Source organism: Kitasatospora sp. NEAU-69, from assembly GCF_057158765.1.
Genome location: NZ_JBWXUE010000013.1, coordinates 82459 through 105861, shown reverse-complemented (window position 1 = coordinate 105861; position 23403 = coordinate 82459). Strand labels below are relative to the sequence as shown.

Sequence of the window (23403 nt, the reverse complement as noted above, 5' to 3'; positions counted from 1 at the left end):
ACGGCCGGAGCTACTGACGAACCGTAAGGGAAATGAGCCGCTTACTCCAACATTGCCCGATTCACCCTAATGAGTGATCAGCGGGTCATCTGTCCTGTTTTTCCGGGGCGGCCGCCGTGCACCGCCGCGGCACCCGGATAAGCGGCCTGACGGGCCGCCAGCTCGGCGCCCCGCTTCGCGAGCGCGTGCCCCACCGCGTGCTCACCACCGAAGGCCGCGCCCAGGACCAGCGCGGCGGCAGCGGCCCGAAGCAGTACGGCGCGGTGCAGGCAGGCCACGGCGGGCTCCTCCCGGTAGGGCTACGGCGACGGTCGAGCGGCGCGCACGGCCGCCGGATCCGTTCCCCGGGCCGCACCCGTTGCAACGCCCCCGGCCTGCCGACGACACGTAGGGCCCCGCGAGTTCACCCGCACGGGGGCAGCGCAGCAGAACGGCCCGTCACCCGGGAAGGGGTGACGGGCCGTTCGAAGAAGCTGCGATGCGGCGATCGAGCGGGTCAGCGCTTGCGGACGCCCTGCGCGAGCTCGCCCGCGAGTGAGCGCACGGCCGACAGCGCGGCGGCCTCGTCGCCGTCCGCGTCCAGGATCCGCTGGACGAACGCGGAGCCGACGATCACGCCGTCCGCGAAGCCGGCCACCTGGGCCGCCTGCGCCGCCGTGGAGACCCCGAGGCCGACGCAGACCGGCAGCTCGGTGGTGGCCCGGGTGCGCGCCACCAGGTCCTCGGCGAGCTCGCCGACCTGCTCGCGGCTGCCGGTCACGCCCATCACGGCGGCCGCGTAGACGAAGCCGCTGCCGGCCGCGGTCACCTCGGCCAGGCGCTTGTCCCGGCTGCTCGGCGCGACCACGAAGACGGTGTCCAGACCGTGCTCGGCGGCGGCCGCGCGCCAGGCGCCGGACTCCTCGACCGGCAGGTCCGGCAGGATCACGCCCGCGCCACCGGCCGCGGCCAGGTCGGCGGCGAACCGTGCGGTGCCGTAGCGGTCCACCGGGTTCCAGTACGTCATCACCAGGACGGCCGCGGCCGGGTGCGCGGCGGCCACCTCCTGGACGGTGCGCAGCACGTCCTTGATCTTCACGCCGCCGCGCAGCGCGATGTCGTCGGCGGTCTGGATGGTCGGGCCGTCCAGCACCGGGTCGGAGTGCGGCAGGCCGACCTCGACGATGTCGCAGCCGCCCTCGATCAGGGCGTTCACCGCCTTGATCCCGCCCTCGACGCTCGGGAAGCCGGCCGGCAGGTAGCCGACCAGTGCGGCGCGGTTCTCCGCCTTGGCGGCGGCGAGGATCCCGTTGAGCTTGGCGTTCATCGGTTCTCCCCCTGGGTGGTGCGCTGCGCGGCGTCGTCGTAGAGGCCGAAGTACTGCGCGGCGGTGTGCATGTCCTTGTCGCCGCGGCCGGACAGGTTGACCAGCAGGACCGCGTCCGGGCCCAGCTCGCGGCCGAGCACCAGCGCGCCGGCCAGCGCGTGCGCGCTCTCGATCGCCGGGATGATGCCCTCGGTGCGCGAGAGCAGCCGCAGCGCCTGCATCGCCTCGTCGTCGGTGACCGGGCGGTACTCGGCCCGGCCGGTGTCCTTCAGCCACGCGTGCTCGGGCCCGATGCCGGGGTAGTCCAGACCGGCCGAGATCGAGTGGCTCTCGATGGTCTGGCCGTCCTCGTCCTGCAGCACGTAGCTGCGCGCGCCGTGCAGCACGCCGGGCTCGCCCTTGGTCAGGGTGGCCGCGTGGCGCGGCGTCTCGACGCCCTCGCCGGCGGCCTCGCAGCCGATCAGGCGCACCCCGGCGTCCGGGATGAACTCGTGGAAGATGCCGATCGCGTTCGACCCGCCGCCGACACAGGCGACCACGGCGTCCGGCAGCCGGCCGGTCCGCTCCTGGACCTGCTTGCGTGCTTCGACCCCGATCACCCGGTGGAAGTCGCGGACCATCGCCGGGAACGGGTGGGGTCCGGCCACCGTGCCGAACAGGTAGTGCGTGTTGTCGACGTTGGCGACCCAGTCGCGGAACGCCTCGTTGATCGCGTCCTTGAGCGTGCGGCTGCCGGATTTGACGGCGATCACCTCGGCGCCGAGCATCCGCATCCGGGCCACGTTGAGCGCCTGGCGCTCGGTGTCGACCTCGCCCATGTAGATCGTGCAGTCGAAGCCGAAGAGCGCGCAGGCGGTCGCCGTCGCCACGCCGTGCTGGCCGGCGCCGGTCTCGGCGATGATCCGGGTCTTGCCCATCCGGCGGGTCAGCAGTGCCTGGCCCAGGACGTTGTTGATCTTGTGCGAGCCGGTGTGGTTGAGGTCCTCGCGCTTGAGCAGCACCCGGGCCCCGCCGGCCTCGGCGGAGAACCGGTGCACGTCGGTCAGCGGGCTCGGCCGGCCGGTGTAGTCCTTGAGCAGCAGGTCGAGCTCGGCCGCGAAGGCCGGGTCGTGCTTGGCCTTCTCGTACTCCTCGGCCACCTGCTCGACGGCGGCGACCAGCGCCTCGGGGATGAAGCGGCCGCCGTAGGCACCGAAATAGCCGCGGGCATCGGGGACGGTGACCTGAGGGTCGGTCAGATTGTCGGACACAGGAATCCTTGAGTCATGGTGAACGGACGGGAACGGGCTTCAGCCGTGCGTCCGGCGCCATCGACGTCCGGGGACCTGACCGGGCTCGCAGCCGATCACGTACCGCACCCGACGGCCCAGCACCCGGCGCGCGGGCGCGCGGCAGCCGCGCGGGCGGCAGCCGGGCGCGAGGCGGGGTGCGAGGGCCATGTCGGGGTCAGCCCTTGTTGCGCAGGGCCGGGTGGGCGCCGGCGGCGACCAGGTCGGCGACGGCCGCCTTCGGGTCCTTGCCGGTCACCAGCGACTCGCCGACCAGCACGGCGTCCGCGCCCAGGTTGGCGTAGGCGATCAGGTCGTGCGGGCCGCGCACGCCGGACTCGGCGACCTTGACGACGCCGTCCGGGATCGTGTCCACCACGTTGCCGAAGGTGTTGCGGTCCACCTCCAGCGTCTTCAGGTTGCGCGCATTGACGCCGATGATCCGGGCGCCGGCGTCCACCGCGCGACGGATCTCCTCCTCGTCGTGCACCTCGACGAGCGGGGTCAGCCCGATCGACTCGGCCCGCTCGATCAGCGAGACGAGGGCCGGCTGCTCCAGCGCCGCGACGATCAGCAGCGCGAGGTCGGCGCCGTGCGCACGTGCCTCCCAGAGCTGGTAGGCGGTGACGATGAAGTCCTTGCGCAGCAGCGGCGTGTCGACGGCGGCCCGGACGGCGTCCAGGTCGGCGAGCGAGCCGCCGAACCGGCGCTGTTCGGTCAGCACGCTGATCGCGGCGGCGCCGCCGGCCGCGTAGTCCACCGCGAGTGCGGCCGGGTCGGCGATCGCGGCCAGCGCGCCCTTGGACGGGCTGGAGCGCTTGACCTCGCAGATCACCCGCACGCCCTCACCGCGCAGCGCGGCCACGCCGTCCTTCGCGTCGGGGGCCTTGGCGGCCAGGTCCTTGAGCTCGTCCAGCGAGACCCGGGCCTGCCGCTCCGCGAGGTCCGCCTTGACCCCGTCGATGATGTCGTCGAGCACACTCATGCGCTTACCTCTTCCACGGCCGTCGCCCGGGGCAGCCCCGAGCGCCCGGCCGGCTCGTCGCGCAACGCGCAGCCCCCGGCTGTCTGCTCGCTCACGCGGTTCCCCCAGTCGATCTACCAGCCGGATGAGCCGATCAGCGGGGCGGTGCCGATCGATTCGGCGCGCCCTCGTTCGGCTTCTCGATGGTATCGGCACCGGGGCGCACGGGGCGCATCCGCTCGGCGCGCGTCTCGCGGAGCGGACTTCGCGCCGGGCGCCTGACCTGCGCCCGGCCGGTTCGTGGACCTGCGGCGAAGTGCCGCGACGATCAAGGCCCGGACGAGTGTCGGACGAGCGCGATCGGAGGAGCGGCCGGGCAGGCGCCGGCCCGGACAGGCCCTAGCCGACCCGGACGGGCCCTAGACGAGCGGCGGTGCCAGCCCGGCCCCCGCCGGCAGGTTGCGCAGCACCGTGAAGGCGAGCACCACGAGGAGCAGCACAGCCGTCCGGCCGCGGGTCAGGGTGAGCACCGGCGGACGGCTCGCGGTGAGCGCGGCCCAGGTCCAGCGCAGCCAGAGCACGCCGAGCACGCCGAAGAGCAGCACCGCGAGCAGGTTGTCGTGGCAGGCGGCAGTGAGGTCGCCGCGGGTCAGCGCGTGCACGCAGCGCAAGCCCCCGCAGCCCGGGCACCACCAGCCGGTGGCCTGCAGGAACGGGCAGGTCGGATAGTGCCCCGGGGCGTTCGGGTCCACGGTGGCGACGTAGCCGGTCGGCAGCGCGACGGCGGCCAGCGCGGCGAACGGGCGGGCGAGGCGGCGCGCCGGGCCGGGCGGGCCGACCGGGGTACTGGAGGCGGTCACGCCGCTGATTCTGCCGCTCCTGCGGGCCGCGCGTGCGCTGGGCCGGGTGGGTGTACGGCGCGCGTCGGCTCCGGTGCGCTCCTGCACGGGTCCGGGCGCGGAAACACGCGCGGAAACGCGCGCGGACCGGGGCGCCCGACTGCCGGAGTCGGGCGCCCCGGTCCGCGGGGCAAGCTGGCGGGCGGCGGCGGGGTCAGACCGTCGCGCCGGCCGTCACGGTCTCACGGGCGGCGGCCGCGTTGGCGGCGGCCTCGGCGCGGTACGCGGCGACGGCCGGGTCGGCCTTCTTGCCCATACCGGCCATCTGCATGGCCTTGCCGACCACGCCGGCGGCCACGACGACGACCAGACCGGCGATCACGAGGATCGGCGAGGCCATGATCATGGCCACACCGGCGATGCAGAAGCCGACGAACGCGATGACCGTGCCGGTCCACGCCGCGGGCGTGTGTCCGTGTGCCTGAGACGACATCTGGGGTACTCCTTGGTTCTGCGGTCCTACCGGGGATCCGGCCAGGCCCTTCGGGAGCTCGTCCCGGCCGGCCTCGGCGGATAGTCACCGTCCATTGTTGCGGACGCCACCGGACGCCCCAAAGGCGGGTCCGGGTGAGGACGGTCACTGTTTGACGTTCGGCCGGACGGGACGTGCGACCGAGGGCCTCGAACGGCCTCAGCGGGCCTCAACAGGCTCGATGGCCCCACCAGGCTCAGCCGGCCGTCGGGTCCTCGCCGCGGTCCAGCGCCTTCCACAGGTCCGCCGGGGTCTCCCGGGCCGGCTCGGCACTCTTACGACGCCCGGACTCGGCGCCGCCGGCCGGTGCGTCGTAGCGGGTGCCCATGGTCGGCCAGGACCGCCCGTGCATCAGCGTCAGCAGCCCGCCACCGGCCACCAGCAGGCCGCCGAGCAACGCCAGCCAGGGCCACACCGTGTGCGAGACCTGCGAGGCGGTGGTGCCGACCAGCGCGAGCTTCTTGGCCGCCGCCGCATCCAGCGCCACGGTGTCCATCGCGCCGAGCCCGGCCGCCGTGGCCGCCCCCAGCCCGGCCGCCAGCACCAGCGCACCGACCGCGTACCGCCCGGCCCCGCGCACCGCGAAGATCGCCACCGCCGAAGCGAGGCCGACCAGCGCCAGCGCACTCGGCGCCCCCGAGATCTCGCTCCCGGTCGCGGTCACCCCCATCTGGCCCCCGACCTGCCCCTGCGCCCAGGTCCGCCCGACCGACAACAGCACCAGCGTGGCGCCGAGCACGGTGAGCAGCAGCATCAGCACCAGGCTGCGCCGGGAGGCGGCACGCTGCTCGGGTGAGGGGCCGGACGAGGGACGGGGAGCGGGGATAGCGGTCACCCGTCCACTATCCCCCGACACCCCCAGGCGCCGGTCACCGGGTCTCCCGCGGGAACCCCTTGGTGTCGATCACGATCTCCCGGCCGTCCAGCGGCAGCACCAGGTTCTCGCCGAACGGGACCTGCTCGGTCTCCGCGTAGACGCCGCTGTGCTGCGGCGAGCTGTGGACGGTGCAGAGCCCGGTCGAGGGGTCGATGACGACGTAGCGCGAGATGTCGCACTCCGCGTAGAGGCGGAGCTTCTTGATGAAGTCATTGTCCTGGCTGGACTTGGACACGACCTCCAGGACGGCTTCGAGGTCGTGCCACTCGTAGTGACCACGGCTGTTGGGCGCAGCACCCTGGGTCAGGATCGCCATGTCGGGTGCATAGCCGAAACGCGTGGATGGAAAGTCCACCATGACGTCCGAGATGTAGTCCTCTTCTGCCAGCTGGTCCTCGATCTGGCGAGCGAGCCTGAAGATGACCCTCATCTGAGCCAACCCCTGAGGGGTCATAGTGATCTTCCCGTCCGTGATTTCCACCCGATAGCCGCGCGGGAGGTTGACGCCCTCCAACACGTCCCAGGCGCTCTCCGTGCTCATCGCGGTCATGACCGACGCCTCCCTGAGAGTTGCGACCCCACTACTCATCACGATACCGGCGCGCGGAGCGTGTTCGCCGTGGCGACCGCGCGCAGCACCGCGGCCGCCTTGTTGCGGCACTCCTGGTCCTCGCTCGCCGGGTCGGAGTCGGCGACCACGCCCGCGCCGGCCTGGACGTAGGCGGTGCCGTCGCGCAGGACGGCGGTGCGGATCGCGATGGCGGTGTCGGCGTCGCCGGCGAAGTCCAGGTAGCCGACGCAGCCGCCGTAGAGGCCGCGGCGGGTGGGCTCCAGCTCCTCGATGATCTGCATCGCGCGCGGCTTCGGGGCGCCCGACAGCGTGCCGGCCGGGAAACAGGCGGTCAGCACGTCGAACGCGGTGCGCCCGGCGGCGACCGCGCCGGTGACCGTGGAGACGATGTGCATCACGTGGCTGTAGCGCTCGACCGACATGAAGTCGACCACCTCGACGCTGCCCGGCGTGCAGACCCGGCCCAGGTCGTTGCGGCCGAGGTCGACCAGCATCAGGTGCTCGGCCCGCTCCTTGGGATCGGCGAGCAGTTCGGCGGCCAGCTCGGCGTCCTCCTGCGGGGTCGCGCCGCGGTGCCGGGTGCCGGCGATCGGGTGCACCATCGCCTGACCCTCCGTCACCTTGACCAGCGCCTCCGGGCTGGAGCCGACCACGTCGAAGCCGCCGTCCGCCTCGCCGTCGGGGCCGGGGAACCGGAAGAGGTACATGTACGGGCTCGGGTTGGTGGCGCGCAGCACGCGGTAGACGTCGAGCGCGGAGGCCGGGCACGGCGCCTCGAACCGCTGCGAGGGGACCACCTGGAACGCCTCGCCCGCCCGGATCCGCTCCTTGACCTCCTCGACCGCGGCCCGGTAGGGCGCGCCGCCGAAGGCCGAACGCGCCTCGGCGGCGGTCGGCGTGAAGGTGGCCAGCCCCGGATCGACCGGCTTGAGCAGCTCGGCCTGCATCGCGTCGAGCCGGGCCACCGCGTCCGCGTAGGCCTCGTCGACGCCGCTGGCCCGGTCGTTGTGGTTGACCGCGTTGGCGATCAGCAGCACGGTGCCGTCCACGTGGTCGAGCACGGCCAGGTCGGTGGCCAGCATCATGGTGAGCTCGGGCAGCTTCAGGTCGTCCGGCGTGCGGTTCGGCAGCTTCTCCAGCCGGCGGACGATGTCGTAGCCCAGGTAGCCGACCAGACCACCGGTCAGCGGCGGCAGGTCCTCGTCCGAGCGCGGGGTGTGCAGCGCCTGGACGCTCGCCCGCAGCACCTCCAGCGGGTCGCCGGTGCGCGGCAGGCCGACCGGCGGGGTGCCGTGCCAGCGGGCCGAGCCGTCCGGGTCGGCGGTCAGCGTGGCGGCGCTGCGCACGCCGACGAAGGAGTAGCGGGACCAGCTGCGGCCCTGCTCGGCCGACTCCAGCAGGAAGGTCCCCGGACGCTCGGCCGCGAGGGAGCGGTAGAGGCCGACCGGCGTCAGGCCGTCCGCCAGGAGCCGGCGGGTGACCGGGATGACCCGGGTGTCTACGGCGAGCTTGCGGAAGGCCTCGAGGTCCATGAAACGGGCACCGATCTCTCAGTCAGGGCGTTGGAGGACTGCAGCTTTGTGTTGCCGGGCGCGGCCGTTCAGCCGACGTGGCCGTTCAGCCGGCCAGCAGGACGTCTTCGTCGAAGCAGGTGCGGGCGCCGGTGTGGCAGGCCGCGCCGGTCTGGTCCACCCGGACCAGCAGCGTGTCGCCGTCGCAGTCCAGCGCGACCGACTTGACGTGCTGCACGTGACCCGAGGTGTCGCCCTTCACCCAGTACTCGTTGCGGCTGCGGCTCCAGTACGTGCAGCGGCCGGTGGTCAGCGTGCGGTGCAGCGCCTCGTCGTCCATCCAGCCGAGCATCAGCACCTCGCCGGTGTCGTACTGCTGCGCGATCGCCGGCACCAGGCCGTCGGGGGTGCGCTTGAGGCGGGCGGCGATCGCGGGATCGAGGGCGGTACTGCCGGCGGCTGCGGGCACGGCGGGCACGGACGGCGTTGCGGAGGACATGCGGACATTATCGCGGAAAGCGGCTACATGCCGGGTCGAGCTGCGCGATTCTGGTGCCCATGACCCAGCCCCCGCGCCGGACCGGCCGGTTGATCGCGTTCCTCGTCGTGCTGCTGGTGGCCGCCGTCGCGCTCGTGGCGGCGCTGCTGCTGCCCGGCTCCAAGAAGCCGGTCGCCGCGCCGCCGCCCGTGCCCAGCGCCTCGCCCACACCCACGCCGTCCGCGTCCCCGACACCGCCCCCGTCACCCTCGCCCAGCCCGACGAAGGTGCTGCCGTACCCGTACTTCCCGGCCGGGACCTGCCTGGACCACCCGCAGTTGGACGCGGCCGTCACCCAGCAGCAGGCCGTCCCGTGCACCCAGCCGCACGACGCCGAGGCGGTCGCCAACCCCACGCTGCCGGACGGGCTGACCCGGGACACGCAGATCGGCGTGGCGATGCTGAAGGCCTGCGCGCCGGCGCTGGCCGGTGTCGAGGCGAAGCAGGGCGGCCAGGTGTACTACAGCCTGCCGACCGGCCCGCCGGCCCAGCAGTACCAGCAGGGCCTGCGGGACGTCACCTGCGTGGTGGCCGCCACGCAGACCAAGGGCGGGCCGAAACTGACCGGCCCGCTGCAGTACTGACGCGCCGTCACGGCAAGCTACCGGCCGAGGCTCAGCGGACCGGGTGGCCGGCCTCGCGCAGCGCGTCCTTGACGTCGCCGATCAGCAGGTCGCCGAAGTGGAACACCGAGGCGGCCAGCACTGCGTCCGCGCCGGCCTCGACGGCCGGCGCGAAGTCGGCGAGCTTGCCGGCCCCGCCGGAGGCGATCACCGGCACGCCGACCCGCTCGCGCACCGCGCGGATCATCGCCAGGTCGTAGCCGTCCTTGGTGCCGTCCGCGTCCATCGAGTTGAGCAGGATCTCACCCGCGCCCGACTCGGCGGCCCGGGCGGCCCACTCGACGGCGTCCAGGCCGGTGCCGCGCCGCCCGCCGTGCGTGGTGACCTCCCAGCCGGAGGCGGTCTCGGTGCCGGGCGGGCAGCGCCGGGCGTCCACCGAGAGCACCAGCACCTGGCGGCCGAACCGCTCGGCGATCTCCCGGATCAGCTCCGGGCGGGCGATCGCGGCGGTGTTCACGCCGACCTTGTCGGCGCCGGCCCGCAGCAGCCGGTCGACGTCCTCGACCGCCCGCACGCCGCCGCCCACCGTCAGCGGGATGAAGACCTGCTCGGCGGTGCGGCGCACCACGTCGTAGGTGGTCTCCCGGTCGCCGGACGAGGCGGTGATGTCCAGGAACGTCAACTCGTCGGCGCCCTGGGCGTCGTAGAGCTTGGCGAGCTCGACCGGGTCGCCGGCGTCGCGCAGGTTCTGGAAGTTGACGCCCTTGACCACCCGGCCCGCGTCGACGTCCAGGCAGGGGATTACTCGGACCGCGAGGGTCATGTACTGGTGCCTTCCGGGGAGTTCGAGTCGAGGGAGTTCGCGAGGCCGACGCGGTGCGCGTCGAGCTCGATCTCGACCATCATCCGGGAGTCGATCAGGCCGTCCACCACGACCATGGTGGCGACCGGGCGGACGGCGCCGAAGAGCTCCTTGTGCGCGCGTCCGACCTCGTCGGCGTCCCGGACGTGGGTGATGTACATCCGGGTGCGGATCACGTCCGCAGCCGTCAGACCGTACACGGCAAGGGCGTCCAGGCCGACGGTGAAGGCGGCCAGGGTCTGCCGGTACGGGTCGCCCTCCCCCTCGATCCGCCCGCCCACCCATGCGGTGGAGCCCGCGACATGGACGTAGTCGCCGGCCGCCACCGCCCGCGAGTAGCCGAACTCGTCCTCCCAGGGGGAGAATCCGGCAACTCGGCCCCGCACGATCCGACGGTCCGTCACTTGGACACAGCCTCCAGGGCCTCTTCGAGGGTGAACTTCTGCTCGTAGAGGGCCTTGCCCACAATCGAGCCCTCGACACCTTCCGGCACCAGGGTGGCGATCGCGCGCAGGTCGTCGAGCGAGGAGACCCCGCCGGAGGCGACCACGGGCTTGTCGGTGCGCGCGCAGACGTCGCGCAGCAGCTGCAGGTTGGGGCCGGTCAGGGTGCCGTCCCGGTTGACGTCGGTGACCACGTAGCGGGCGCAGCCCTCGGCGTCGAGCCGGGTCAGCACCTCGTACAGGTCGCCGCCGTCCTTGGTCCAGCCGCGGCCGCGCAGCGTGGTGCCGACCACGTCCAGGCCGACCGCGATCTTGTCGCCGTGCTCGGCGATCACCTTGGCGACCCACTCCGGGGCCTCCAGGGCGGCGGTGCCCAGGTTGACCCGGGTGCAGCCGGTGGCGAGCGCGGCGGCGAGCGACTCGTCGTCGCGGATGCCGCCGGACAGCTCGACCTTGATGTCGAGCCGGCCGGTGACCTCGCGCAGCAGCTCGCGGTTGGAGCCGGTGCCGAAGGCCGCGTCCAGGTCGACCAGGTGCAGCCACTCGGCGCCGGCGTTCTGCCAGGCCAGCGCGGCGGCGAGCGGCTCACCGAAGGAGGTCTCGGTGCCGGAGGCGCCCTTGACCAGGCGGACGGCCTGACCGTCGCGGACGTCGACGGCGGGGAGGAGTTCGAGGCGGGTCATCGCTTACAACCTTCGCAGGGCTAGCAGGACTAGAGGGTGTTGACCCAGTTGGTCAGCAGGGCGGCGCCGGCGTCGCCGGACTTCTCGGGGTGGAACTGGGTGGCCCAGAGCGGGCCGTTCTCCACGGCCGCGACGAACGGCTGCCCGTGGGTGGCCCAGGTCACCAGCGGCGCGTTGATCCGCTCGTTGGTGACCTCCAGCTCCCAGCGGCGCACGCCGTAGGAGTGCACGAAGTAGAAGCGCGTCTCCGGGTCCAGACCCGCGAACAGCCGGCTGCCGGCCGGCGCCTCGACGGTGTTCCAGCCCATGTGCGGGACCACCGGCGCGTCCAGCGGCTCGACCGTGCCGGGCCACTCGTCGCAGCCCGCGGTCTCCACCCCGTGCTCGACCCCGCGCTCGAAGAGGATCTGCATGCCGACGCAGATCCCCAGCACCGGACGGCCGCCGGCGAGGCGGCGGCCGATGATCTGCTCGCCGCGCACCGCCTTCAGCCCGCGCATGCACGCCTCGAAGGCGCCGACACCCGGGACCAGCAGGCCGTCCGCGTCCATCGCCTGCTGGAAGTTCGAGGTCACCGTCACGTTCGCGCCGGTGCGCTCCACCGCCCGCTGCGCGGAGCGGAGGTTGCCTGATCCGTAGTCGAAGACCACGACGTTCTTGCCCATCGGGCTTCTCCTGGGGTTAGAGGCGCATGATGCCGGCCGCCAGGCACAGCACCGAACCGATGGCGAGCACGGCGATGACGCCCTTGGGCAGCTTCTGCTTCCAGAACGAGTACACCCCGCCGCCGAGGAAGAGGCCGGCCACGATCAACAGCGTCGCCTTGCTCACAGTGCGCCCTTCGTGGAGGGGAGGATGCCGGCCGCGCGCGGGTCGAACTCCGCGGCGTAGCGCAGCGCCCGGGCCAGCGCCTTGAACTGGCACTCCACGATGTGGTGCGCGTTGCGTCCGTAGGGCACGTGCACGTGCAGGGCTATCTGTGCCTGCGCGACGAAGGACTCCAGGATGTGCCGGGTCATCGTCACGTCGTAGCTGCCGATCATCGGCGCCATGTTCTCGGGCTCGGTGTGCACCAGGTACGGGCGGCCGGAGAGGTCGACCGTCACCTGGGCCAGCGACTCGTCCAGCGGGACGGTGCAGTTGCCGAACCGGTAGATGCCGACCTTGTCGCCCAGCGCCTGCTTGAAGGCGGCGCCGAGCGCGAGCGCGGTGTCCTCGATCGTGTGGTGGGTGTCGATGTGCAGGTCGCCCTCGGTCTTCACGGTGAGGTCGAAGAGGCCGTGGCGGCCGAGCTGGTCGAGCATGTGGTCGTAGAAGCCGACGCCCGTGGAGATGTCGGTCCGCCCGGTGCCGTCGAGATCGATCTCGACCAGGACCGTGGTCTCCTTGGTGGCGCGCTCCACGCGCCCGATGCGGGTCATAACGGGGTTACAGCTCCTTGATCACGGTGGCGACGGCGTCCAGGAACGCGTCGTTCTCGGCGGGGGTGCCGGCGGTGACGCGCAGGCGCCCGGGGACGCCGTTGTCACGGACCAGCACGCCGCGGTCCAGGATCGCCTGCCAGACGGCGTGCGGGTCCGCGAAGGTCCCGAACTGGATGAAGTTCGAGTCCGAGTCGGTCACGTCCAGGCCCAGCGCGCGCAGCGCGGTGACCAGCCGGTCGCGCTCGGCCTTCAGCCGCTGGACGTAGCCGAGCAGCGTGTCGGTGTGCTCCAGGCAGGCCAGCGCGGTCGCCTGGGTGACGGCCGAGAGGTGGTACGGCAGCCGGACCAGCTGCACCGCGTCCACCACGGCGGAGTCCGCCGCCAGGTAGCCGAGCCGCAGGCCGGCCGCGCCGAAGGCCTTGGACATGGTGCGGGTGACCACCATCAGCGGGCGCCCGTCCAGCAGCGGCAGCAGCGAGGCGCGGTGCGAGAACTCGACGTACGCCTCGTCCACGATCACCACGGTCGGCTTGACCGCCTGCGCGGCGTCGTACAGCGCGAGCACGGTGTCGCGCTCGACGGCGGTGCCGGTCGGGTTGTTCGGCGAGCAGATGAAGAGCACGTCCGGGCGGTGCTCGGCGAGCTCCGCGACGGCGCGCTCGACGTCGATGGTGAAGTCGGCGTTGCGCGGGCCGGCGATCCAGCGGGTGCCGGTGCCGCGGGAGATCAGCTCGTGCATCTGGTACGAGGGCTCGAAGCCGAACGCGCTGCGGCCGGGGCCGCCGAAGGTCTGCAGCAGCTGCTGGATGACCTCGTTGGAGCCGTTCGCGGCCCAGACCTGGGAGGTCGCCACCGGGTGCCCGGTGGTCCGGGTCAGGTAGCGGGCCAGCTCGGTGCGCAGCTCGACGGCGTCGCGGTCCGGGTAGCGGTTGAGGTCGCGGGCCGCGACGGCGACCCGCTCGGCGATCCGGGCGACCAGCGGCTCGGGCAGCTGGTAGGGGTTCTCGTTCGTGTTCAGCTGGACCGGGACGTCCAGCTGCGGGGCGCCGTAGGGCGACTGTCCGCGCAGCTCGTCACGGACGGGGAGGTCGTCGATCTTCAAGAGTTGGGGACCGTCCAATCGAACCGAGCGCGAATGGCATCACCGTGACCGGGCAGGTCCTCGGCGTTGGCGAGGTTGACCACGTGCGCGGCGACGTCGGCCAGCGCCTCGCGGTCGTAGTCGATCACGTGGATGCCCCGCAGGAAGGACTGTACGGACAGGCCCGAGGAGTGGCAGGCGCAGCCCCCGGTCGGCAGCACGTGGTTGGAGCCGGCCGCGTAGTCGCCGAGCGAGACCGGCGCGAACCGGCCGACGAAGATGGCGCCCGCGTTGCGCACCCGGGCGGCGACGGCGGCCGCGTCCCGGGTCTGGATCTCCAGGTGCTCGGCCGCGTACGCGTTGACCACGGCCAGGCCCTGCTCGATGTCACGTACCAGCACCGTGCCGGACTGCCGGCCGGTCAGCGCCTCGGTGACCCGCTCGCGGTGCTTGGTCTCGGCCACCTGCTTGGCCAGCTCGACATCGACCGCGTCGGCCAGCGCGAGCGAGTCGGTGACCAGCACGGATGCGGCCATCGGGTCGTGCTCGGCCTGGCTGATCAGGTCGGCGGCCACCTCGGCCGGCACCGCGCTGTCGTCGGCCAGGATCGCGATCTCGGTCGGGCCCGCCTCGGCGTCGATCCCGATCCGGCCCTTGAGCAGCCGCTTGGCGGCGGCGACGTAGATGTTGCCGGGGCCGGTGACCAGGTTGACCGGCGCGCACTCGGCGGTGCCGTACGCGAACATCGCGATCGCCTGGGCGCCGCCGACCGAGTACACCTCGGTGACGCCGAGCAGCGCGCAGGCGGCCAGGATCGTCGGGTGCACCTTGCCGTCGAAGTCGCGCTGCGGCGGCGAGGTGACCGCGATGCCCTGGACGCCGGCCTCCTGCGCCGGCACCACGTTCATCACAACGGAGGACGGGTAGACCGCCAGGCCACCCGGCACGTACAGGCCGACCCGGTCCACCGGCACCCAGCGCTCGGTGACCGTGCCGCCCGGCACCACCTGGGTGGTGTGGTCGGTGCGGCGCTGCTCGCGGTGCACCAGGCGGGCGCGGCGGATCGACTCCTCCAGCGCGGCCCGGACCGCCGGGTCCAGGGTCTCCAGCGCGGCGGTGATCTCCGCCTCCGGCACCCGGGTGGTGGTCAGCTGGACGCCGTCGAAGCGCTCGGTGATCTCGATCAACGCCGGCACCCCGCGATGGCGTACGTCCTCGCAGATCGGCCGCACCTTCTCCAGGGCGGCCTCCACGTCGAACTCGGCACGGGGCAGCAGGTCACGCGGGTCGTCGAGGGAGCCGCGGAGGTCGATTCGAGAGATCACAAGGGCAAGTGTAAGGAAGGCGCGGAATCACTGGTCCCGCATTTCAGTCCGTGATACGAAACCTGAGACACAGGAATGCTGCATATCGTCGAACAGCGGTGAGCATTTCTGAATACTAATGAACATTTACCGAGGGGGAGCACGGGTGGACCTGGACGAGGCGCCGGAGGACTGGACCGAGGTGGAGCGCCGGCTCTGGGAGTACTTCCGGCGCGGCGACGTGCTCGACCTCGGCACGGGCGATCCGGACCAGGACGATCCGGCCCGCACCATCGACTGGGGGCCCGAACGCACGGTCCGCGCCCAGGTGCTGGCCCGGCTGCTGCTGGCCGGCCCGAGCGCCGTCCCCGGCAACGTGCGCGGCCTGAAACTCAACGGCGCCCTGGTCACCGGCCGGCTCGACCTGGCCGGCGGGCAGATCGGCGACTTCGTCGAGTTCCGCGGCTGCCGCTTCGACACCGGCGTGCTGCTCTCCGAGGCCAAGGCCGGCACCATGCGTTTCGACGGCTGCTGGTTCCCCCGGATCGACGCATCCCGGCTGACCTGCGCCGGTGACCTGGTGCTGGCCCGCTCGGCGGTGGCCTCCGGAGTGCGGCTGACCGACGCGCAGATCGGCACCGACCTGATCGTGAATTACCTGATCGTCGGCTGTGACCAGTTCAACCGCGCGTTCTCCGCCGACGGCCTCACCGTGCACCAGGATTTCGAGGCCGACCGGCTGACCACGTACGGCGACCTGAGCCTGCGCACCGCCCGGATCGGCGGCCGGCTCTCGCTGCGCGGCGCCGAGCTGCGGGCCCGGCCGAAGCAGAGCAGCTGCTTCAACGCGGCCCGGATCAGCGTCGGGAACACGTTCTACCTGAGCGGCTGGTCCACCGCCGTCCGGGTGACACCGCCCACCACCGTGCACGGCGCGGGGCAGGGCGTGCCGTACAGCCTCCCGCACAGTGACCCGGGGCCGCGCTACGCCCGGGTGACGGCCGAAGGCTACGTCCCGCAGAACAACGACTCCGGCCTGCTGATCGGCCCCGCCCCGATCCCGAACGTGCCCGTCCAGCGCGAGAGCGGTGACACCCCTGAGGTCCGTTCCCCTCTCGGCAGCGAGCCGGGCGGCATGTACGGCCACGCCTTCGGCGAGGCCCGGCCGATGGGCGCCCGCAGCATCCCGTTCCGCGCCTACGGCTCGGTCCACCTGGAGGACTCCCGCTTCGAGACCACCTGCCTGATCGCCGACGCCGAGTTCCACCTGGGCCCGGGCCAGGAGCTCTCGATGCGCCGGCTGCAAGCCCCCGAGCTGCGCTTCACCTGCGCCCCGCCGACCGGCACCGTCGCACTCTCCCGCGCCCGGATCGGCAACCTGGTGGACTCCCCCGACGCCTGGCCGCGCAACCACAAGGTCCGCCTCACCGGCTTCTCCTACGATTCGCTGCGCCCCCCGGAGGGCGTCTACTACAGCGTCCAGCAGCGCGTCGCCTGGCTGGACGGCGCCCTCGACAAGTTCCACCCCGAGCCGTACGAGCAACTCGCCACCGCCCTGCGCCGGGACGGCTCCGACGACGACGCCCGCCACGTCCTCTACGCCAAACAGCAGCGCCGCGCCCGCACCCTCCCCCTGCCGGGCCGCCTCTGGTACCGCCTCCAGGACATCACCGTCGGCTACGGCTACCGCCCGGGCCGAGCCGCCCTCTGGCTGCTCGCCGCCTGGATCCTGGGCACCGTGTGGTTCGCCGGCCACCAGCCCGCCCCGATGAAGGCCGACGAACACCCACACTGGAACCCCGCCCTGTACTCGCTGAGCCTGGTCCTCCCGATCGTCAACCTCGGCCAGGACGGCTGGGCCCCGGCGGGGTTCGGGCAGTGGTTCAGCGCGGTCCTGGTGATATCGGGCTGGGTGCTGGCAACCACGGCGGTGACGGGAGCGACCCGGGTACTTCAACGGGGGTGACCCCGTACTCGGCGAGCCAACGCAGCAGCTCGCTGCGCTCGGTGCGGACGAGCCTGCCGCCGGTGAAGCGCACGTCGTCGGTGACCTCGGCGACGCTCCCCGGCGGCGGCTGGAACGCGCGGGCTTCTTCGTCCGTCTCGAACTCGGCCTCGGCCAGCACCAGCCCGTGCAGCGGCGCATCGAACACGTCGATGCCGAGGGGTGGAATGCTCAGCCGCGTCTTCGTGAGCGTGGCGGCGGGGAGCGCGGCGAAGACGTCGTACTCCGCGCTGGAGAGGTACGTGTTCGTGATCAACCCCTGGACGGGACCCGGCCGCTCGGCGGGCACCTTCTGCGTCAGCTTGAACTCGCAACTGCCGTCACCCTGAAGCTCAACCCGCCGCAGCCGCAGTCGAGTCCCCGTGATGTAGCGATCGGCCACCCTCCGCACGGCGACGACGGCCCCGGCTGGCACCTCAGCCAGCAGAAACCGCCGCTCCCGCTCAACCCGCGCGTACTTCCGGGCCCGGACATGCTCCGCCGTCATGCGCAGAGCCCACCACTGCCTGCCGCCCCGGCGAACGCGGCCCACGCCTGCCGAGAGAAGCGGAGAGCCGGGCCGGCGGGGTCCTTGCTGTCCCGAACCGCGATGCGGCCGGAGAGAGCAGCGCACTCGACGCAGGCATCCTCCTCGTTGCTCCGGCTCGACTTCTGCCAGGCCACTGGCAGCGTAGAGGCATCGGGAAAGTAGCTCACTTGATCGTGTTCCTCTTCTCGGTGATGAGCGCGAGCGAGTCGTTGAGGTTCAGAGCCGCTGCCATGATCTCGTTGAAGCCCGACCGATAGAGATCTACGCGCTCCGGATCGTCAACCCACTGACTGGCCACGTACAGAGTGGCCAGGACGACGTCAAGAGCACGTGCCGGGAACTCCAGGAGAGTGTAGGCACCGTTCATCCCTGGGTGAGGGGGCGCAGACGACTCCATGATCTGGATTTTGACGTTCGGGGTGTCATACAGGCTGATGAGCTTGTCTAGCTGATCAGCCATCACCCCGCCGCCGAGACTGGTGGAGAGCGCCGACTCGTGGATGACCGCCCACATCGCGACAGGGTTCTCCGTCCGAGTCAGGATGGCCTGCCTCGCGATCCGAACATCGGTCATGGCCGGAATAGCAGCCGGGTTGCGCCCCAGCTTGGACAAGATCGCCTGCGTGTACGCCCGCGTCTGGAACAGCCCCGGGATGAACGATGCCTCGTACGTCTTGATGCCGACAGCACTTGCCTCCAGCGGGATCAAGTCGGTATGGAGAACATTGAGCGCATCGCTGTAGCCCTGCCACCAGCCACGCCGGGGCTTCTCCTCGACGATCTGCAGAAGCACACTCTTGAGATCGTCGTCGCAGCCGTAGATGTCGAGCAGCGCGCTGACCACCTCTGCCTTCGGGTGGGCAACACGCGCGTTCTCGTAGCGGCTCAGCTTCGGAAGGTTCATGCCGGGGATCTGGCTCACAACCTCCTCAGCCGAGAATCCCTTGACCTCGCGCAAGCGGCGAAGCTCGGCCGCAAGGCGTCGATGACGAACCGTCGGCACATCGTTGGCAGCCATGCCGCGCACCCCTCCTGAACCGTCAGGGGATCAGTCTGCCCGCAGTGCTAGGGCCCGCGCCACCGCCAACCCCACCCAAAAGAAAGCGAATTCATGTTCGACATGAATGTTTTCATTTTTTCCAGAATGACTTGCAAATTAGCACGCCAGGCCATCATGCTGAAAGTGACGAAGGGGTTGCCATGAGTGATCAGCATCCTTGGCTGCCTGTCGCCCCTTCATGTCAACGCGAGCTGCCAACTGCTCGCAGGGCCCAGCAATCACCCACTTCCACCCAGGAGTCGGATCACTATGCCCGCAGCCCCCTCCCCCACCCCCGACGGCGAAGCCACCGCCGCCGTCGCCGTCCTCCTCGCCGTGCTCCGCGAGGCCGGCATCACCCTCCCCTCCCTCGGGGTGGACTGGCCGACCATCACCGGCGAAGTCCTCGTCACGCTCGGCCGGGCCCGCCCCGACGTCGTGCTCGCCCTGGCCGAACTCCTCCGCGAGGGACTGAACGCCCGTGCCCAGCAGCAGCGTTGAACCACCCGAGGACCGCGAGACCCAAGAGCAGCGCCAGGCCGCCGAGCGCGCCTTCACCTCGATGGTGGACGCCCTGGCGCTGTCCGAGCTTCCGCCGCTGGCTTCCCTCGCCGCCGGCCGCATCACCGTCACCCCCACCGGGGTCCACGTCGAGATCGGCGGGTGCAGTGCCCGCACCCTCCAGGCGATCGCCGACCACATCGCCGCTCACGCGCGCTGCCTGGGCCGCGTCGCCCGGGACCCGGCCGTGCGCACTTGGCTGGCCAAACTGCCCACTGTGCGAGAGGACCTGACCGAGCCGTGAGCAACCGCCGACAGAACACCAACACCAGCGCCATGACCCTGCGCGTCTACCGGATCACCCCCACCGGCAAGCGGATCCGGGTCTCCACCTCCCGGATCAGGGTCGGCGAGCCCTACTCCCGCCCGATCACCGACCTCTGGCCGCCCTGCACCTGCCCCCGCTGCGACCCCCTCCGCCGCCACCGGCAGCCCCCGGCATAACACCCGGCCCCGCCCTCACGGGCGGATCGCCCGCCCGGCGAGCCGCCCGACCCGCCGTACGCAATCAACACCGAGGTCAGAGTGATCCTGACTTCTCTGTCACGTGAGGTACGTGGACGCTTTGACATCGACCTTCGGCCGATCCGGCGGCGCCGCGCCCGCTTCGCTGCGTCTGACCGGCCGGCGGTGTGAATGCGCTTCCACCTGGCGTGCTGGGCTTCCAGCCGCGCGGAAGTCCCAGCGGGGGCTTCTCCGGCGCCAGCCCCCGCCGGATCGGGTCGCCCGGTCGAGGTATCCCGGGGCGTTCCCCTGTCAACAGAACGGATCCAGCCGTACGGTTGCCGTCGGTAGTTTCTCGAACACGGACTTGGGGTCGTCCTGTGGCAGAGATCGACAAGCTGATCGGCGCGCGCATCGCGAAGTCTCGCAAGCGGAAGGGGTGGCCACAGGCTTTCCTTGGGGATCTGATCGAACGCTCGGAGTCGTGGGTGTCGCAGGTGGAGCGGGGGGCCATCGCGCTCGACAGCGTGGTGACGGCTGAGAAGTTGGCCGGGCTATTGGAAGAAGCCACGCCGTATCTACTAGCGTTCGACGTGCGTTACCCGGCGACGGGAGTTGACGCGCCGTCATCCAGATCACACCGGCCTTCTCCGGCTTCGGCACGTACGGCAAGGCCCGATGCGGAAGGCTCAGATGCTGTGCTGCGACGAACGTTCAACCTCGGCGCCCTCGCTGGCGTGACCACCGCCCTCGCCGGCCTGTCCCCGGATGCCCAGGCCCAGACGACACAGCCGACCCGGGGCACGCTGGACCGCCAGACCGTGGACGAGCTGCGGTCCAACGGCGCCTTCTACCGCCGCTCCTACAAGAGCTTCCCCGCAGCAACCCTGGTGCCGGTGGCGCACAGCCAGATCGACCTGGTGCTGTCCCTGCGGCCCAAGGACCAGCCAGCCGAGCTGCGGGCCTCCCTGCTCACGCACATGGCCGAGATGGCCTGCCTGGCGGCCTGCCTGCTCTCGCTGGACCTGGCCGACCGCCAGAAGGCCGACTCCTACATGGACCTCGGCTATGAGATCGGCAAGGAGATCGACAGTCTCGAACTCCTGGCGCTCGTCCTGGGCGGCCGGGCCTTCAGCGCCTCCTATGGCGGAGACCCGGACAGCGGGTTGGACTACGCGCTCGCCGCGGTGGACCACGCCGAACGCGGGGCCTCACGGCGGATGCTGGCCTGGACGCACGCGGTCGCCTCCGAGATGTACGCCTCGACCGGCGACGAGCACGGCTTCGGGGCCTCACTCCAGGAGGCCCGCACCGTGCTGTCCGGCCCGATGGACGATGAGCGCTGGGGCGGGATCGCCTGGTTCGACCTGTCCAAGGCCGACGCCTACGAGGGCAGCGACCTCGTCCGCCTGGGCCGATACCGTGAGGCCCTGCCGTCCCTTGACCAGGCGATCGACCGGCTGCCGGAGGAGATGATGCGCCACCGCTGCACCGCCTTCATCTCCCGGGCCGAGGCCTACGCCGGCGCCAACAATATCGAGGCCGCGTGCGCGGATGGCCAGGCCGCACTGGCCCTGGTGGAGAAGGTCCAGCACCGCGAGACCCTGCGACGGGTATCCGAGCTGCACCGCAGTCTGCGCCCGCACCGCACGGCCGCTGTCCGATCGTTGGGCGAGCACCTGATCGACACCCGAACCCTCCTCAAGACCGCCGGGAGTGCCGCATGACCCGCTTTACAGGCCTGATCCTCGACTTCGGCGGGGTGCTGACCACCAGCGTCCCAGCCTGCGCGGTGGGGTTCGACCGCCGGGCCGGCCTGCCCGAGGGCACGTTCCTGTCGGTGATCGCGAAGAACCCCGAAGGCGTCGCCCTCTACGCGGACCTGGAGCGCGGGGCGATATCCCAGGCCGAGTGGAACGAGCGTACGGCGGCCCTGCTGGGCATCGACGGCACCAACCTGCTCGGCCGTGTCCTGGAAGACCTGCACCTGGAGCCGTCGATGATCGGCGCCGCCCAAGCTGCCCGCGCTGCCGGGATCAAGGTCGGGATCTTCTCCAACAGCCTCGGATCCGAGCCCTGCGATCCCTACCTGGGCCACGAGCTGGCCGCACACTACGACGCCGTCCTGATCTCCGAGCACTACAAGGCCCGCAAGCCCGATCCGGTCCTCTACCGCACCATGCTCGACCTGATGGACCTGCCCGGCGAGGCGTGCGTGTTCGTCGACGACACCGCCCGCAATCTTCCCCCGGCCGAGGAACTCGGCATCACCACGGTTCTGGCGAGTGACCCTGCTACGACGGTGTCCCACCTGGAGGAACTGTTCGGCCTGAAGCTGGCCTGACAAGGCTGCCCATCCTGCCCTGTCCTGCGCTGGTCAGCATTCGCCCGGTGGCCATTCCGAACTCGCCGGTAGGTGCCAGATCGGAGCACAATGGCGCGAAATACCGGGCCGTGGGGAGGACTTCAGGCATGGGCAGCACCAAGGAAGATTCGTGGGAACCGCGCCAGGGATCAAAGCTGGGGAAGTGGAACCTCGTTGGGGCCAAGGAGCTCGGTAGCGGCGGCAACGGCGTGGTGTGGAAAGCGCATGCTGACGGCGATGTGACCCAGTACGCCATCAAGGTTTTCTTCGCCCGCAACGGAAGGCTTCCTGCCCCTGACCGGCTCGCCCGGTTCGCAGACGAGGTGGAGTTCCTGACGGCCTACTCTGACGAGCCGGGCGTCCTGCCGCTTATCGACAGCTGGATAGCCCCCGATGCGGCCGAGCCGAGCTGGTACGTCATGCCCGTTGCGACCCCCCTGGCCGCGGCTCTCGGCGCGGACTCAAAGCCGGAGACGGTCATCGAGGCCGTCGCGACCTACGCTGAGACGCTCGCACGGTTGGCCGAGAACGGGGTCAGCCACCGTGACATCAAGCCGGCCAACCTGTTTCAACGCGATGGAAAGTGGGAGATCGGCGATTTCGGCCTGGTGACCTACCCTGGCAAGGACAGCATCACCGTGCCCGCCCGCAAGCTCGGGCCGATGCACTACCTGGCCCCTGAGATGATCGACGAAGCTGATAGCGCCGCATACGGGCCAGCGGATGTGTGGTCACTGGCCAAGACGCTTTGGGTACTGCTGTCCGGTCAGACGTTCCCACTTCCCGGGTCCCACCAAGCTGGCGGCAACTACAGCTTGGGCTCATGGCTTGCCCACACAAGGACGTCAGAGCTTGACGCGCTGATCATTCACTGCACGCAACTGGAGCCAGCCCGCCGCCCGGCGATGGAGGACGTAGCCAAGGAACTCCGGGCCTGCCTTGTAGCCCCGCCCGAGATTCGCGGCGACACCTCCGTGGCAGAGCTGCGTCAGCGGCTGATCGCCCTGACTCGACCGTCCTGGCAAGTCCGGCACGAGCAGGAACAAGTCCGCCAGCGGCATGAGGACGCAGAACACCAGGTCAACCTCACGCACAGCGCCGTGTATGGGCACATCGACACCATGCTTGGTCAGACTTTCGATCATCATCCGACCAATGGCGCCGACGAGGCCAGGAAGCTGCTGCCTTACGCACCCGACTCGCCATGGTTCCGCCAGTTCGCCACCCTGTTGCTCTCGCCGGACCACACCGGCCGGGCCTGCGTTCGCTTTTCGATCTTCATCCGGGCGGTAGGGGGAAGCGCCAAGACTGAGATCGCTGCCTTGCTCCAAGTGATCGACCGCCATCAGGGCTTGGAGAGCGCCGAGTTCGTCTGGTCCGGCACCTGGAGCGTGTTGCTCAGGTCGGCCGCATTCGCCCAAGCGCTCTCCGAGATCAAAACATCCGTGCAGAACAGTGAGTCGGAATTCCTCCAGGCAGTCAACGCGATCTTGAGCCGTCCCGCAGATGACACTCCCGACTGGTACACGCGGGCCCGACCCAACGACTAGGTCAGCAGCGACTCGCTCTCTAGAGGACTAGACCGACCCGCAACGTGGCTGCGGGTCCGCAATGCGCTTGCGGATACGGTCCGTTGCCGGGCGGCACTGTGGTCTCCGAGCCGCCCCGGGGAAGAACCCCAAGGCCCCGGGGCG

30 protein-coding genes are annotated in these 23403 nt (G+C 71.1%); 8 read left to right on the top strand and 22 right to left on the bottom strand.

Going from position 1 to position 23403, the window contains the following annotated elements; all coding sequences use genetic code 11:
• Positions 1–77 precede the first annotated feature (77 nt).
• The 11 genes from AC060L_RS17190 to hisI all read right to left on the bottom strand — a co-directional run bounded on the left by AC060L_RS17190 (position 78) and on the right by hisI (position 8367).
• On the bottom strand, positions 78–278 hold the full coding sequence (locus AC060L_RS17190) for a hypothetical protein (RefSeq protein WP_483799632.1): 201 nt from the start codon (positions 276–278) through the stop codon (positions 78–80).
• A 218-nt stretch (positions 279–496) separates the two neighbouring features.
• Positions 497–1306, bottom strand: coding sequence for a tryptophan synthase subunit alpha (gene trpA / locus AC060L_RS17185; RefSeq protein ID WP_483799631.1), 810 nt, complete (start codon positions 1304–1306; stop codon positions 497–499).
• Positions 1303–2556 (bottom strand): tryptophan synthase subunit beta, encoded by a 1254-nt coding sequence (gene trpB, locus AC060L_RS17180; RefSeq protein WP_483799630.1) that lies wholly within the window; start codon positions 2554–2556, stop codon positions 1303–1305. The genes trpA and trpB overlap by 4 nt, the downstream gene beginning before the upstream one ends.
• A 39-nt stretch (positions 2557–2595) precedes the next feature.
• Positions 2596–2745: a tryptophan biosynthesis modulator TrpM gene (gene trpM, locus AC060L_RS17175; protein ID WP_483799629.1), complete on the bottom strand. Its 150-nt coding sequence runs from the start codon at positions 2743–2745 to the stop codon at positions 2596–2598.
• A 7-nt stretch (positions 2746–2752) separates the two neighbouring features.
• A complete protein-coding gene (gene trpC, locus AC060L_RS17170; RefSeq protein WP_483799628.1) occupies positions 2753–3559 on the bottom strand; it encodes an indole-3-glycerol phosphate synthase TrpC in 807 nt (268 codons plus the stop codon).
• 398 nt (positions 3560–3957) lie between these two features.
• A complete protein-coding gene (locus AC060L_RS17165; RefSeq protein ID WP_483799627.1) occupies positions 3958–4398 on the bottom strand; it encodes a DUF2752 domain-containing protein in 441 nt (146 codons plus the stop codon).
• A 193-nt stretch (positions 4399–4591) separates the two neighbouring features.
• Positions 4592–4870: an HGxxPAAW family protein gene (locus AC060L_RS17160; protein ID WP_483799626.1), complete on the bottom strand. Its 279-nt coding sequence runs from the start codon at positions 4868–4870 to the stop codon at positions 4592–4594.
• A gap of 235 nt (positions 4871–5105) precedes the next feature.
• Positions 5106–5744, bottom strand: coding sequence for a TIGR02234 family membrane protein (locus AC060L_RS17155; RefSeq protein ID WP_483799625.1), 639 nt, complete (start codon positions 5742–5744; stop codon positions 5106–5108).
• A gap of 34 nt (positions 5745–5778) precedes the next feature.
• The gene (locus AC060L_RS17150; RefSeq protein WP_483799624.1) at positions 5779–6336 is read right to left on the bottom strand and encodes a Uma2 family endonuclease; all 558 of its coding nucleotides are present in this window, start codon (positions 6334–6336) and stop codon (positions 5779–5781) included.
• 38 nt (positions 6337–6374) lie between these two features.
• A complete protein-coding gene (locus AC060L_RS17145; protein ID WP_483799623.1) occupies positions 6375–7889 on the bottom strand; it encodes an anthranilate synthase component I in 1515 nt (504 codons plus the stop codon).
• A gap of 85 nt (positions 7890–7974) precedes the next feature.
• On the bottom strand, positions 7975–8367 hold the full coding sequence (hisI, locus tag AC060L_RS17140; RefSeq protein ID WP_483799622.1) for a phosphoribosyl-AMP cyclohydrolase: 393 nt from the start codon (positions 8365–8367) through the stop codon (positions 7975–7977).
• A 59-nt stretch (positions 8368–8426) separates the two neighbouring features.
• Here hisI and AC060L_RS17135 point away from each other — a divergent pair, with 59 nt between their 5' ends.
• Positions 8427–8990: a hypothetical protein gene (locus AC060L_RS17135; RefSeq protein WP_483799621.1), complete on the top strand. Its 564-nt coding sequence runs from the start codon at positions 8427–8429 to the stop codon at positions 8988–8990.
• A 31-nt stretch (positions 8991–9021) separates the two neighbouring features.
• Here the strand turns inward: AC060L_RS17135 and hisF are convergent, their stop codons facing one another.
• The 8 genes from hisF to hisD are packed head-to-tail and all read right to left on the bottom strand — an operon-like array spanning position 9022 to position 14787.
• The gene (gene hisF / locus AC060L_RS17130; RefSeq protein WP_483799620.1) at positions 9022–9792 is read right to left on the bottom strand and encodes an imidazole glycerol phosphate synthase subunit HisF; all 771 of its coding nucleotides are present in this window, start codon (positions 9790–9792) and stop codon (positions 9022–9024) included.
• Positions 9789–10217, bottom strand: a complete 429-nt coding sequence (locus AC060L_RS17125; RefSeq protein WP_483799619.1) for a RidA family protein — start codon at positions 10215–10217, stop codon at positions 9789–9791. The genes hisF and AC060L_RS17125 overlap by 4 nt, the downstream gene beginning before the upstream one ends.
• A gap of 14 nt (positions 10218–10231) precedes the next feature.
• Positions 10232–10957 carry a bifunctional 1-(5-phosphoribosyl)-5-((5-phosphoribosylamino)methylideneamino)imidazole-4-carboxamide isomerase/phosphoribosylanthranilate isomerase PriA gene (gene priA, locus AC060L_RS17120; RefSeq protein ID WP_483799618.1) on the bottom strand — a complete coding sequence of 242 codons (726 nt, stop codon included), beginning with the start codon at positions 10955–10957 and terminating at the stop codon, positions 10232–10234.
• A 29-nt stretch (positions 10958–10986) separates the two neighbouring features.
• Entirely contained in the window at positions 10987–11622 is a 636-nt protein-coding gene (gene hisH, locus AC060L_RS17115; RefSeq protein WP_483799617.1) for an imidazole glycerol phosphate synthase subunit HisH, read from the bottom strand.
• Positions 11623–11638: 16 nt separating this feature from the next.
• Entirely contained in the window at positions 11639–11788 is a 150-nt protein-coding gene (locus AC060L_RS17110; protein ID WP_483799616.1) for a hypothetical protein, read from the bottom strand.
• Complete coding sequence (gene hisB, locus AC060L_RS17105) at positions 11785–12378, bottom strand: imidazoleglycerol-phosphate dehydratase HisB (protein ID WP_483799615.1); 594 nt, start codon at positions 12376–12378, stop codon at positions 11785–11787. Before hisB ends, AC060L_RS17110 begins: the two co-directional genes overlap by 4 nt.
• 7 nt (positions 12379–12385) lie before the next feature.
• Positions 12386–13483 (bottom strand): histidinol-phosphate transaminase, encoded by a 1098-nt coding sequence (locus AC060L_RS17100; RefSeq protein WP_483799614.1) that lies wholly within the window; start codon positions 13481–13483, stop codon positions 12386–12388.
• The gene (gene hisD, locus AC060L_RS17095) at positions 13480–14787 is read right to left on the bottom strand and encodes a histidinol dehydrogenase (protein ID WP_483799613.1); all 1308 of its coding nucleotides are present in this window, start codon (positions 14785–14787) and stop codon (positions 13480–13482) included. Before hisD ends, AC060L_RS17100 begins: the two co-directional genes overlap by 4 nt.
• A 145-nt stretch (positions 14788–14932) precedes the next feature.
• On the opposite strand from hisD, the gene AC060L_RS17090 reads away from it, so the two are divergent.
• Positions 14933–16732: an oxidoreductase gene (locus AC060L_RS17090; protein WP_483799612.1), complete on the top strand. Its 1800-nt coding sequence runs from the start codon at positions 14933–14935 to the stop codon at positions 16730–16732.
• Here the strand turns inward: AC060L_RS17090 and AC060L_RS17085 are convergent.
• The 3 genes from AC060L_RS17085 to AC060L_RS17075 are packed head-to-tail and all read right to left on the bottom strand — an operon-like array spanning position 16650 to position 18318.
• Positions 16650–17303, bottom strand: coding sequence for a CYTH domain-containing protein (locus AC060L_RS17085; protein WP_483799611.1), 654 nt, complete (start codon positions 17301–17303; stop codon positions 16650–16652). The genes AC060L_RS17090 and AC060L_RS17085 overlap by 83 nt on opposite strands.
• Positions 17255–17434 carry a DUF397 domain-containing protein gene (locus AC060L_RS17080; RefSeq protein WP_483799741.1) on the bottom strand — a complete coding sequence of 60 codons (180 nt, stop codon included), beginning with the start codon at positions 17432–17434 and terminating at the stop codon, positions 17255–17257. The genes AC060L_RS17085 and AC060L_RS17080 overlap by 49 nt, the downstream gene beginning before the upstream one ends.
• A gap of 29 nt (positions 17435–17463) precedes the next feature.
• The gene (locus AC060L_RS17075) at positions 17464–18318 is read right to left on the bottom strand and encodes a helix-turn-helix domain-containing protein (protein WP_483799610.1); all 855 of its coding nucleotides are present in this window, start codon (positions 18316–18318) and stop codon (positions 17464–17466) included.
• 291 nt (positions 18319–18609) lie between these two features.
• On the opposite strand from AC060L_RS17075, the gene AC060L_RS17070 reads away from it, so the two are divergent.
• From AC060L_RS17070 to AC060L_RS17045, 6 genes are all read left to right on the top strand, one after another.
• Positions 18610–18840, top strand: coding sequence for a hypothetical protein (locus tag AC060L_RS17070; protein WP_483799609.1), 231 nt, complete (start codon positions 18610–18612; stop codon positions 18838–18840).
• Positions 18821–19144: a hypothetical protein gene (locus AC060L_RS17065; RefSeq protein ID WP_483799608.1), complete on the top strand. Its 324-nt coding sequence runs from the start codon at positions 18821–18823 to the stop codon at positions 19142–19144. The genes AC060L_RS17070 and AC060L_RS17065 overlap by 20 nt, the downstream gene beginning before the upstream one ends.
• Positions 19141–19344 carry a hypothetical protein gene (locus tag AC060L_RS17060; RefSeq protein ID WP_483799607.1) on the top strand — a complete coding sequence of 68 codons (204 nt, stop codon included), beginning with the start codon at positions 19141–19143 and terminating at the stop codon, positions 19342–19344. Before AC060L_RS17065 ends, AC060L_RS17060 begins: the two co-directional genes overlap by 4 nt.
• Positions 19345–19532: 188 nt before the next feature.
• Positions 19533–21071, top strand: coding sequence for a helix-turn-helix domain-containing protein (locus AC060L_RS17055; RefSeq protein ID WP_483799606.1), 1539 nt, complete (start codon positions 19533–19535; stop codon positions 21069–21071).
• Complete coding sequence (locus AC060L_RS17050) at positions 21068–21688, top strand: HAD-IA family hydrolase (protein WP_483799605.1); 621 nt, start codon at positions 21068–21070, stop codon at positions 21686–21688. The genes AC060L_RS17055 and AC060L_RS17050 overlap by 4 nt, the downstream gene beginning before the upstream one ends.
• A gap of 128 nt (positions 21689–21816) precedes the next feature.
• Positions 21817–23259, top strand: coding sequence for a protein kinase domain-containing protein (locus AC060L_RS17045; protein WP_483799604.1), 1443 nt, complete (start codon positions 21817–21819; stop codon positions 23257–23259).
• Positions 23260–23403: the final 144 nt, after the last annotated feature.

Excerpts from the sequence above, each read along its gene's own strand:
- trpA (WP_483799631.1), bottom strand. The coding sequence starts at position 1,306 with ATGAACGCCAAGCTCAACGGGATCCTCGCCGCCGCCAAGGCGGAGAAC.
- trpM (WP_483799629.1), bottom strand. The coding sequence starts at position 2,745 with ATGGCCCTCGCACCCCGCCTCGCGCCCGGCTGCCGCCCGCGCGGCTGC.
- trpC (WP_483799628.1), bottom strand. The coding sequence starts at position 3,559 with ATGAGTGTGCTCGACGACATCATCGACGGGGTCAAGGCGGACCTCGCG.
- AC060L_RS17160 (WP_483799626.1), bottom strand. The coding sequence starts at position 4,870 with ATGTCGTCTCAGGCACACGGACACACGCCCGCGGCGTGGACCGGCACG.
- AC060L_RS17150 (WP_483799624.1), bottom strand. The coding sequence starts at position 6,336 with ATGACCGCGATGAGCACGGAGAGCGCCTGGGACGTGTTGGAGGGCGTC.
- AC060L_RS17145 (WP_483799623.1), bottom strand. The coding sequence starts at position 7,889 with ATGGACCTCGAGGCCTTCCGCAAGCTCGCCGTAGACACCCGGGTCATC.
- hisI (WP_483799622.1), bottom strand. The coding sequence starts at position 8,367 with ATGTCCTCCGCAACGCCGTCCGTGCCCGCCGTGCCCGCAGCCGCCGGC.
- AC060L_RS17135 (WP_483799621.1), top strand. The coding sequence starts at position 8,427 with ATGACCCAGCCCCCGCGCCGGACCGGCCGGTTGATCGCGTTCCTCGTC.
- hisF (WP_483799620.1), bottom strand. The coding sequence starts at position 9,792 with ATGACCCTCGCGGTCCGAGTAATCCCCTGCCTGGACGTCGACGCGGGC.
- priA (WP_483799618.1), bottom strand. The coding sequence starts at position 10,957 with ATGACCCGCCTCGAACTCCTCCCCGCCGTCGACGTCCGCGACGGTCAG.
- hisH (WP_483799617.1), bottom strand. The coding sequence starts at position 11,622 with ATGGGCAAGAACGTCGTGGTCTTCGACTACGGATCAGGCAACCTCCGC.
- hisB (WP_483799615.1), bottom strand. The coding sequence starts at position 12,378 with ATGACCCGCATCGGGCGCGTGGAGCGCGCCACCAAGGAGACCACGGTC.
- AC060L_RS17075 (WP_483799610.1), bottom strand. The coding sequence starts at position 18,318 with ATGGCTGCCAACGATGTGCCGACGGTTCGTCATCGACGCCTTGCGGCC.
- AC060L_RS17070 (WP_483799609.1), top strand. The coding sequence starts at position 18,610 with ATGCCCGCAGCCCCCTCCCCCACCCCCGACGGCGAAGCCACCGCCGCC.
- AC060L_RS17050 (WP_483799605.1), top strand. The coding sequence starts at position 21,068 with ATGACCCGCTTTACAGGCCTGATCCTCGACTTCGGCGGGGTGCTGACC.
- AC060L_RS17045 (WP_483799604.1), top strand. The coding sequence starts at position 21,817 with ATGGGCAGCACCAAGGAAGATTCGTGGGAACCGCGCCAGGGATCAAAG.